The 2,035-nt window shown below is 36.5% G+C and carries 1 protein-coding gene and 2 pseudogenes; 2 read left to right on the forward strand and 1 reads right to left on the reverse strand.

The window, feature by feature from the left end; genetic code table 11:
- On the forward strand, positions 1–258 hold a 258-nt coding region (locus CWATDRAFT_RS31420), incomplete at its 5' end, for a hypothetical protein (RefSeq protein WP_042713100.1).
- 302 nt (positions 259–560) lie between these two features.
- On the opposite strand, the pseudogene CWATDRAFT_RS31425 reads toward CWATDRAFT_RS31420, so the two are convergent.
- A pseudogene (locus CWATDRAFT_RS31425) lies at positions 561–980 on the reverse strand (RtcB family protein); the annotation flags it as partial.
- A gap of 264 nt (positions 981–1,244) precedes the next feature.
- Here CWATDRAFT_RS31425 and CWATDRAFT_RS31430 point away from each other — a divergent pair.
- Positions 1,245–1,869, forward strand: a pseudogene (locus tag CWATDRAFT_RS31430) (transposase); the annotation flags it as partial.
- Between the last annotated feature and the right edge of the window lie 166 nt (positions 1,870–2,035).

Genomic DNA, 2,035 nt, shown 5'->3' on the forward strand with positions numbered 1-2,035 from the left:
TCTTACACTGCTACTTCTTTAAAAGGCAAAACATTTCGACAAACCAATCAAGGAAAATATATTGCTCGTCTAACTGAAAAATCAAGACATGACCGAAGACATAGTAATTTTTGGATAGGACTTTATGGCTCTCTTTGGATTCACGCTTGGGAATTTTGCTCTGATTTTATTTCAATTATGATGAGCAATAATCCCCAGAAACTCAACAATTATAAAAAAGGGTTACAAGCCATGTCCATAATAGATAAGACGGCTTAATTCCCCTATTTTATCTTAACATAAAATAACCAGTGGGAGATGATTTATTTTAGATGTAACTATCCAAAATAAACCAATTTTTATTATTTAATAAAAACTAATATTGCCCAAGGGGTTGATTTTGAGCATCAACTCTGTGGGGGGGAGGACGGTGTAACCCTCCTCCCCCCCACACACACGGCAAGAATGATTATCATTATTGTTTATTCTCAATAAGCCCTCTAGTTTTTGACAATTTATAGAGCGATCACCACGGCTGAAACCCTCTTTCAATCAGGGTTTTAACGGGCTTGTCACCCCGTGAGCTTTTTGGCTGTACCAATATGACATTGTGCCAACTTATTCCCAATATGACGAGAACCAGAATGTAACATTAACCAAATTTGGTTTTCTGTGTCTAAACAAACCTCAATGAAATGATTACCTCCCCCTAATGATCCCATTTGCTTTAAGGCTTTACCTTCTAACTTTTGAACTCCTTTATGTAAGTCCTTAAAGTTGCGCCAATTTTGCCAATTTGTAACCATTTTATCGGCTTCTTTATTCTGCTCAAAACCCACAGGAATAGTGGCCTCAATTTCTGAGCGAATTTGCTTTAATTTTCCTTCTAATTGAGCAGCTTGATAAGGGGTTTTAATAGCAGCCATCCCGCAACCAATATCTACCCCCACAGCAGCAGGAATAACTGCATCTTCGGTGGCAATAACTGACCCCACTAAACCCGAATTTCTCACAAAATCTGCGATCGCCAAACACAGAAGCCTTACAGGAAGTGGGTTTGAACAGAGCGATCGCAGATTTCCCCAACCAATAGTCTGTTGTCAGATTTTAAGTTAAAATCAACCCGAATTAGACAAAGATGAAAAGATAAATCAATCACTCATTTTTTCAAAAAAATTATTAATAAAATCTCTAATAGTACTAGATTGTTAGAATAAAATATGCTATAATTTAATCATTAAAGCAATTTACCTTAAACTGATTTAATGAGTCCCAGTCATCCCCGAACCCCTAGTCAAGTAATCAACTTTAGTAAACAGAAAGGAAAAGAAATAATCGCTAATTTTGATGGGGGACTAATCACTTCAGATGCGGGGATTGTCTGGATAGCTGAGTTGGATAAAAAACTGGGAATTACCGAGAAGTTTGGTAACTGTTTTCAAGATCATCGTCATCAATCTTATGTAGATCATTCCGTTCATGAGTTATTAGCACAAAGGCTTTATGGAATTATTTTAGGCTATGAAGATGTCAATGACCATGATAAATTACGTCACGATCCTGCCCTTAAGATCGCTTTAGAAAAGCTTAATGAACTTGAAGATAAAAAGGGATGGTTAGCTGGAAAAAGTACAATTAATAGATTGGAATATTGTCCTGAGACTATTCTCGACCAAAAAACGAGTCGTTATCATAAAATAGAAACCAACTTTGAAGCCATTGAAAAATCTTTTGTCGAATTTTTTTTAGAGTCTTATAAAAAACCTCCCTTAAGTATGATATTAGATATGGATGTCACGGATTGACCATGTACATGGTAATCAAGAAGGGGCATTTTTAAATAGTTATTATCACGGAATATGTTATGCTCCTTTATATATTTCTGTGGGTCTCATTGATTAGTTGCTAACTTCGTGCTCTAATGTAGTTCAGCGATGGAGCCTTAGAGGATTCCAAGAATTTCGGACTATTGGGGACATGCTCAACCNTTTCAAACCAAGGGGGAAATGCCTTGCCCTTAAGAACTTCTTTTGGGAAATGCTTTGTTGATATGTGC

This window comes from Crocosphaera watsonii WH 8501 (genome assembly GCF_000167195.1).
Taxonomy (GTDB): Bacteria; Cyanobacteriota; Cyanobacteriia; order Cyanobacteriales; family Microcystaceae; genus Crocosphaera; species Crocosphaera watsonii.